General features: G+C 70.4%; 9 protein-coding genes. 7 read left to right on the top strand and 2 right to left on the bottom strand.

Annotated elements, in window-relative coordinates:
- The 3 genes from IEZ00_RS11890 to IEZ00_RS11880 all read left to right on the top strand — a co-directional run.
- The coding region (locus IEZ00_RS11890) for an immunity 49 family protein (protein WP_189223227.1) at positions 1 to 306 on the top strand (306 nt) is incomplete at its 5' end.
- A 534-nt stretch (positions 307 to 840) separates the two neighbouring features.
- Positions 841 to 1,272: a hypothetical protein gene (locus tag IEZ00_RS11885; protein ID WP_189223226.1), complete on the top strand. Its 432-nt coding sequence runs from the start codon at positions 841 to 843 to the stop codon at positions 1,270 to 1,272.
- Positions 1,269 to 1,835, top strand: coding sequence for a hypothetical protein (locus IEZ00_RS11880; RefSeq protein ID WP_229795460.1), 567 nt, complete (start codon positions 1,269 to 1,271; stop codon positions 1,833 to 1,835). The genes IEZ00_RS11885 and IEZ00_RS11880 overlap by 4 nt, the downstream gene beginning before the upstream one ends.
- Before the next feature lie 108 nt (positions 1,836 to 1,943).
- Here IEZ00_RS11880 and IEZ00_RS11875 read toward each other — a convergent pair whose 3' ends face one another.
- The gene (locus IEZ00_RS11875) at positions 1,944 to 2,786 is read right to left on the bottom strand and encodes an IS982 family transposase (RefSeq protein WP_189223350.1); all 843 of its coding nucleotides are present in this window, start codon (positions 2,784 to 2,786) and stop codon (positions 1,944 to 1,946) included.
- 84 nt (positions 2,787 to 2,870) lie between these two features.
- Here IEZ00_RS11875 and IEZ00_RS11870 point away from each other — a divergent pair, with 84 nt between their 5' ends.
- The 3 genes from IEZ00_RS11870 to IEZ00_RS11860 all read left to right on the top strand — a co-directional run bounded on the left by IEZ00_RS11870 (position 2,871) and on the right by IEZ00_RS11860 (position 4,576).
- Entirely contained in the window at positions 2,871 to 3,200 is a 330-nt protein-coding gene (locus tag IEZ00_RS11870; RefSeq protein ID WP_189223358.1) for a hypothetical protein, read from the top strand.
- Positions 3,201 to 3,231: 31 nt separating this feature from the next.
- Complete coding sequence (locus tag IEZ00_RS11865) at positions 3,232 to 3,660, top strand: hypothetical protein (RefSeq protein ID WP_189223225.1); 429 nt, start codon at positions 3,232 to 3,234, stop codon at positions 3,658 to 3,660.
- 94 nt (positions 3,661 to 3,754) lie between these two features.
- Positions 3,755 to 4,576 carry a hypothetical protein gene (locus IEZ00_RS11860; protein WP_189223224.1) on the top strand — a complete coding sequence of 274 codons (822 nt, stop codon included), beginning with the start codon at positions 3,755 to 3,757 and terminating at the stop codon, positions 4,574 to 4,576.
- Here IEZ00_RS11860 and IEZ00_RS11855 read toward each other — a convergent pair.
- Positions 4,563 to 5,777, bottom strand: a complete 1,215-nt coding sequence (locus IEZ00_RS11855; protein ID WP_189223223.1) for a glycosyltransferase 87 family protein — start codon at positions 5,775 to 5,777, stop codon at positions 4,563 to 4,565. The two genes, IEZ00_RS11860 and IEZ00_RS11855, sit on opposite strands and share 14 nt — an antisense overlap.
- 189 nt (positions 5,778 to 5,966) lie before the next feature.
- Here IEZ00_RS11855 and IEZ00_RS11850 point away from each other — a divergent pair, with 189 nt between their 5' ends.
- Entirely contained in the window at positions 5,967 to 6,551 is a 585-nt protein-coding gene (locus IEZ00_RS11850; protein ID WP_189223222.1) for a DNA-binding protein, read from the top strand.
- Positions 6,552 to 6,564 lie beyond the last annotated feature (13 nt).

Here is a 6,564-nt window from a genome sequence, read left to right as displayed (position 1 = left end):
AGCGCGTCGAACACGCCCGAGGAGCTGATGACCCGGCTGATCTACCCGCCGATCGAACTGCTGTATCACGTGCTGGACCACAACGCGGACGGGTTCAACGCGTCGTTGCGGCGCGCGCTGGAGCTGCATCGGCAGCACTGGTCCACCAGCGGCCGGGCAAACGACCCGGACGGCTTCATCGCACTGGCTCCGCTGGCGATGGCTGTGCTGGCGAGAGAGGTGGGCATCGAGGTCGACGTGGAGTCCGAGTACCTCCCCCGCTGTTTTCTGTCCGGCGCGTGGGTCGGCGAGATTTCGACCTCCTGAGCACTCGCCTGCCTGCTGACGTGTTCCGCGTCAACAGGCAGGCGAGAACCAGACGACAAGATGACTCGGGCAGTGCGCATGGCATGCCCCAACGCCGAGCAGGCGTCCGAACGGCTGGCAGTGCTGTCGGCTACCCCAGGCGGTGCCGCGCAGCATGTGGCGCGCCCCGCACCGACGAGTTCATCCGGGCCTGGCTGGGCGAGGGCCGACTCGGTAGCACTCACGGCAGACGGGATCGGGGGCGTTGGAAGAGGAGTACGACTTCCTCGCGCACAAGATCGAGGAGCTGACCAATGGTCAGGTACCGATGTTTAGATCGTTGGCCGCAGCCACCGACCGGAGAGCCGCGACTACATGATGGTCGATGGCGTCCGCATGGCTGATCACTCGAACTACCGCGCTGGTAGGAAGGGCGGAGAGCCGAGTGAAGATCGGCAGCAGAGTGGCTGAAAGGCTCGGCCTGCCGCCCAATCCGCGCATCGTGGACGTCGTCGAGGCGGTCCGCCGCCATCGACCGGGGCAAGGGGGATGCGCATGATCGCCGATGATGAACTCGCCGAGGTCATCGACATACTGAAGTCGCCTGACACGTATCGCCGCACCACCATGTTGGGGGTGCTGGCCAAAGACCCCAGCGGCGACCCACGCCTGCTGCCCGCCGTGGAGGAACTGCTGACCGACGACACGCCTGACCTGATTAGCATTCCTCTGCTGTTCGGCGAGGTCCGTTGGCTCGCCGCGCACGCCCTGGTTGCCGAACGGCGCGCTGCTGCCGTACCCACCCCCGTGGAGCTTCGAGGCGTCCCCGAACCATTGACTTCGGACGAGTTGTCGTACCTGGTGGACGAGCACGGCCTTCCACGCGAGGGCGGCGTGCATGGGATGTTGGCGTCATTCGTCGCGCTACGCGAACACGGTCTGCTGCCGGTAACCGATCTACGCCTGACGGTCGAATCGGACGGATGAGTGTGCTACAGCCAGACGAGCAGACCGCAGCAGGCGCGATCCGTGCGACCTTCGAGCGAGTCCTCTCCGAGGGGTTGAAGCCCGAGTCGGTCACGGGTGCGTCGGACGAGCAAATCGATGCCATGGCCGCTGAACAGGGGGCCGCGGGCGTGCCCGCAGCGGCCCGCGAGGTGCTGCGGTTGATCGGTGTCAACCATGGCCTGTGGCTGGCGGGTAGTTCGCTCGGGGTGTCAGCGGTCGGGGCCAAGTCGAAGAAGAACGCGCTGGCGACGTTGGCCCAACTCGACGACAACCCCTTGGGCGACGCCGAGGGCATGCTGGTCCTCACCGAGCACCAGTCGTACACCTACCATGTCGTGGACGGCACCGACGTCAACCAGGCCGACCCGTCCGTCCGGGGCATCACCGAGGGTGAAGGGGTCGTCAAGTACTGGCCCAGCGTGACCAACTGGTTCGAGAACATAGAGCCGGGTGTCAAGAAGTACCGCTCACGCCTGCGCCTGATGCGGCAGATCGGCGACACGTCCACCCCTCCCTGGGCGGAGCACATCAACCTCGACTGAGCCCCAGCGTGTCCTGCACGACCCGCGCTACTTCACCGCCGACGTGCACATCACCTCGGACGGCCGCGTCTACACCAGCCACGCCTAGACGAGTAATTCCTAACTCGGTCAGTGGTCGTAGGCGGTCAGGGATCGGGTGACGGCCTGTCCGGTGGCGCGGTTGTGCCAGATGGCGGCGGTCAGGGCCAGCAGGCGTTGGGCGACGCGGACGCCGACGCCCTCGATGGTGCGTCCGCCGTGCTGTTCCAGGTTGAGCTGGCCTTTGAGCGTGTCGTTGACCGACTCGATGAGCTGGCGGACGGACTTGAGCAGCGGCTCGCCGGGGTGCGGGGTCCGGTTGCGGTAGGAGGGCCGGATCAGCCGGACCCGGCGTTCGGCGAGGAACCGGTCGAGGTCGCGGGAGACGTAGCCCTTGTCGGCGATGATCAGCAGGCCGGGGCGGTCGGCGAGCAGGTGGGGCTCGTGGTCGCAGATCGCCATGAGCACCTCCCGTTCGTCGATCTTGGGATCGGTCAGGGCCCAGGTGACCGGCAGGCCGGCGGGGGTGCAGACCAGGTGCAGGCGCAGGCCCCAGAACCAGCGCGAGTGCGAGCGGCAGTAGCTGTACTTGGCCCAGCCGGCCAGCTCCGAGCGCTTGACGGTGGGGCGGGAGCGGCCGCACTCGACCGGGGTGGAGTCCACGATCCAGGTGGTGTCGGTCCACAGGTCGGTGTCGGCGGCCAGCAGCCGCATGACCCGTTTGACCAGGGGCAGGGCGGCGCGCAGGCGGCGGTTGCAGCCGGACTGGCCGGGCAGGTACGGGAACGCGCCGGGCATTCGGGCGGGCAGGAACCGCAGCCAGCGGGCCTCGGAGGTGAACCCCAGCAAGGCCTGGGCCACCGCGAGGGTGATCAGTTCGGCGTCGGTGAGCTTGGGCGGTCTGCCCATACGGGGCCTGCCCGCGAGGAGCAGGTCGACCGGATCCTGCGGTGGGTCTGCGGGCGGCTGCTGGACACCGCTCCACCCGGTTGGCGCAGGCTGGACCTGAAGGTCAGCATGTTGTCCACTGTGGACGACCTCGTCTACTCGGTGGTCATGCCGGACGGATCCACGCGGGCACACGAGTTCCCCGATGACCTGCCCGCCGCCTTCAGCGACGTGCGGCACCTGCTCTACGAACCAGATCTGGGCACGTGGTTCTCAGTGCGGCTGGTGCTGGACCCGCCGGACTCCTTCCGGGTGAGCTTCAACTTCGAAGTCGATCCGGTGTGGGATCCGCCGATCGACCCCGCGGCGTACGCCGCGGATCTGGAGGTCTACCCGCGCTCTGCGGCGAACACCCCCGACTGGCTGCGTAGGGTGCTCGCCGTCGAGCAGTCCGCATGACCGAGGGCCCGCGCCAGGGAGGAACGCACCGATGACCAGTCCGGCACCGATCAGCCCCGAGCAGCAGGGCGCGTACGCCCGGCGGATCGCCGACCAGTTGCTGCAGACGCTGCCACCGGGGTGGGAGTACGCCCAAGTGCACTTTCGCGAGATCGGCCACCACGGGGAGGTCAACGCGATGGTGCAGAACGTGGCGGGCGGGATGGAGCAGTGGTCGCCGCCCGCGGCCGTGGCCGAGCGGTTCCACGAGCTGCGCGAGGCCATGCTGGGTGGTGACAACGCCTGGTACAGCGCGCGGTTCGAGGTGTGGTTCACGGGTGAGCAGAAGTTGCGGATGAACCGCAGTGAGGAACCGCGGTGGATCTCGCCGCCCCCGCCCGAGGCCTATCAGGAGGAGCTGCGGCTCTCAGGTGGCTCAGCACAGGTGCTGCCGGACTGGTTGCGCGCGAAGCTGGGCTGACCCGCCGGACTCGCACGACTGGTCCGCGCACCCCGCGCGCGGTCGATAAGATCAGCGGACCGAGTCGGGGGGGAGCCGAAGGGGTGTTCGTCGCATGAGCCAGCCAGCCACACCGCTGACCGAGCAGGAGCAGCAGCAGCTCGTGCGGCGGATCGGCCGCGCGATGCTCCCGGCGATCCCGCCCGGTTGGCAGCGCATCCGGGCCGAGTACCGGGCGGCGGGCAGGCACATCGAGGTGGACCTGGCGTTCGCGGGCCCGGACGGGCAGTGGCGGCCGGTGCGGCCCCCGATGGACGTGGTGCAGCTGTTCGGCCAGCTGCGCGTGGGCATGTACGACGAGACCAGGGGCACCTGGTTGAGCGCGGTGTACGAGATCGAGGCGCCCAGCGCGTTCGCGGTGGACTTCAACGCCGAGGACGAGCCGCGGTGGCGCAACGCTCCGCCGGTGATCGGCTTCCAGGACGAGCTGCGCACGTTCCCGCGCGCCGACGAGCGCATCCCGGACTGGTGGCGGCAGCGGGTGGGTCTGCCGCCGCTCCAGCAGGCCGGTGCCGAGCTGCGCACCGCGCACGTCTACGACGGGCGCGACCAGTCGGGGCGGCCGGTGGTGAACCGGCCGCCGGTGGACCCGCAGCTGCGGGAGGCGCTGCTGGCCTACCTGGAGGCGGCGCCGGTGGTGCTGGCCGCGCGCGACCTGGACGTGGACGAGTTCGCGCCGGGCGACCGGGACGTGCCGCTGAACTTCCGCACCGACGGCACCTGGATCTGGGCCGGTGCGGTGCCGCACTACCTGCGCAAGCACGGTCTCCCGCCGCAGCCGGAGCTGGTGGCGCACATCGTGGGCCGGGGTTTCCGGCCGGTGGAGGTGGACGAGGCCACCAAGGGCCGCGCGGTCGAGCTGATCACCGGTCAGTAGTCGCGTCAGCAGCCGCGTCAGCAGCCGCGTCAGCGGTCGCGGGCCTGCGGGCGGCCAGCACGGCGAGCACCACCAGTCCCGCCCAGACGTAGGCGTCGCCGACGACGTGCTGCCACCAGCTCCACGCCAGTTCGCGGTCGGCCTCGTGCGGCAGGTACCACTGGGGCGCGATCAGGAACAGCGCGAGCAGCACCGCCAACGCGGTCAAGGCCTGCGGCGGCCGGGCGCGGACCAGGCCGGTCAGCAGGATCAGGCCGGGTGCCACCCACACCCAGTGGTGCGACCAGGACACCGGGGAGATCAGCAGCCCGCCGACGGCCACCGCGAGCAGCGCGGAGACCTCGTCGCGGGAGCGCCGCACGGCCACCCACACCAGCGCCACCACGGCCAGGCTCAGCAGCGCCCACGTGGCGGACTCGGCCAGGCCGGTCAGGCCCAAGCGGTGCACCACGCCGCGCAGCGACTGGTTGCCGACGTAGGCCAGCCCGCCGACGCGGCCGGGGTCCAGCAGCGAGTCCAGCCAGTACTGCTTGGTGTCGGTCGGGGCGAGGGCGAGGCCCGCCAGGCCGAAGCCCACGAAGGACGCGACGGTGGTCAGCACCGGCTTCCACCGCCCCCTGGCCAGGAAGAACAGCACGAAGATCGCGGGGGTGAGCTTGATGGCGGCGGCGAAGCCGATCAGCAGGCCCCTGGGCCAGCGGGTGCGCGGCAGCAGGCAGTCCAGCGCGACCAGGCCCATCAGCAGCAGGTTGATCTGGCCGAAGTCCAGCGTGGCGCTGACCGGTTCCAGCACCAGCGATCCGGCGGCCACACCGAGGCCGACGAGCAGGGCCTGCGCGCCGCGCCCGTAGACGTGCCGCGCGGTGACCAGGCACACCAGTGCCAGCAGGGCCAGGCCGGTGCCGGTCCACAGCAGCACGGCCATGGACCACGGGACGACCGCGAGCACGCTGAACAGCACGGCGGCGATCGGCGGGTAGGTGAAGGGCAGGGCGGGGCCGTCCAGCGGCTTGGGGAAGCCCTCGGCGTAGAGGCGCACGCCCTCCAGCCACGCCTGACCGCCGACGCGGTAGACGCGCAGATCGATCAGACCGGTGCCGGAGCGCGCCAGCACCACCGCCAGGGCGACCGCGAAGGCGACCGCGACCACCGCCAGCCAGACGCCGACAACCCGCTTGTCCGGGCGAACCAGAACGGCCACGACCACCCCCATTGCTGTCCGCGCGGCATCGTATCGACCGGGGTGGTGAGGTCGGGGTCACGGCTCCGCGGGGCCACGCCGCGTGACAATGGTTACGTATCGTGGCACGATGTGTGCGCACAGTCGCGACGTTCCGGCATTCGAGTTAACTATGCGCACAAGAGCGCACGCCCAGGATACTCTGTGCGCATGAGCCCAGCGTTGGAGACGGTCCTGGCGAAAGCCGGCTTGCAGGTCACCCCTGACGAGTTCCTGACCCTCGTCGCCGATGCGGCCAAGCGGCTGGCCCCACCCAGCCCGGAGCCCGCGGGCTACTTCAACCTCGACGAGCAGGAGGCGCTGACCGACGTCGGGCTCGACCTGAGCCCGCACGGCCCGGCCGACGACCAGTCGCGCGCCCGGACCGTCGTGGCGCACGCGGTGCTGCGCGACTCGGCGGTGACCGTCGCCGAAGCCGCCCAGCAGCTGCGCGTGGACACCAGCCGCATCCGGCACCGGCTGGCCATGGGCCGCCTGGTCGGCTGGAAGGACCGGGGCAGCTGGCGGCTGCCCGCGTGGCAGTTCGCGGGCGCCGGGGTGCTGCCGGGGCTGGAGGCCGTGCTGGCCGCCGTGCCGGACGACCAGCCCGCGCTGGTGGTGGCCGGGTTCATGACCACCGAGCAGGCCGACCTGCTGGTGGACGGCGTGCCCACCACCCCGCGCGAGTGGCTGCTGGCCGGGGGCGACCCCCGGCGCGTCACCGCGCTGGCCGCCCAGCTGGGCACGCCCGCCTGATCATCCCCCGACC

Source organism: Saccharothrix coeruleofusca, assembly GCF_014648515.1.
Taxonomy (GTDB): domain Bacteria; phylum Actinomycetota; class Actinomycetes; order Mycobacteriales; family Pseudonocardiaceae; genus Actinosynnema; species Actinosynnema coeruleofuscum.
This window is presented reverse-complemented; position numbering and strand designations above follow the sequence as displayed.

What these genes read in the sequence shown, in the direction of transcription:
- IEZ00_RS11860 (WP_189223224.1), top strand. Translation starts at nt 3,755, where the DNA reads ATGAGCCAGCCAGCCACACCGCTGACCGAGCAGGAGCAGCAGCAGCTC.
- IEZ00_RS11870 (WP_189223358.1), top strand. Translation starts at nt 2,871, where the DNA reads ATGTTGTCCACTGTGGACGACCTCGTCTACTCGGTGGTCATGCCGGAC.
- IEZ00_RS11850 (WP_189223222.1), top strand. Translation starts at nt 5,967, where the DNA reads ATGAGCCCAGCGTTGGAGACGGTCCTGGCGAAAGCCGGCTTGCAGGTC.
- IEZ00_RS11880 (WP_229795460.1), top strand. Translation starts at nt 1,269, where the DNA reads ATGAGTGTGCTACAGCCAGACGAGCAGACCGCAGCAGGCGCGATCCGT.
- IEZ00_RS11885 (WP_189223226.1), top strand. Translation starts at nt 841, where the DNA reads ATGATCGCCGATGATGAACTCGCCGAGGTCATCGACATACTGAAGTCG.
- IEZ00_RS11865 (WP_189223225.1), top strand. Translation starts at nt 3,232, where the DNA reads ATGACCAGTCCGGCACCGATCAGCCCCGAGCAGCAGGGCGCGTACGCC.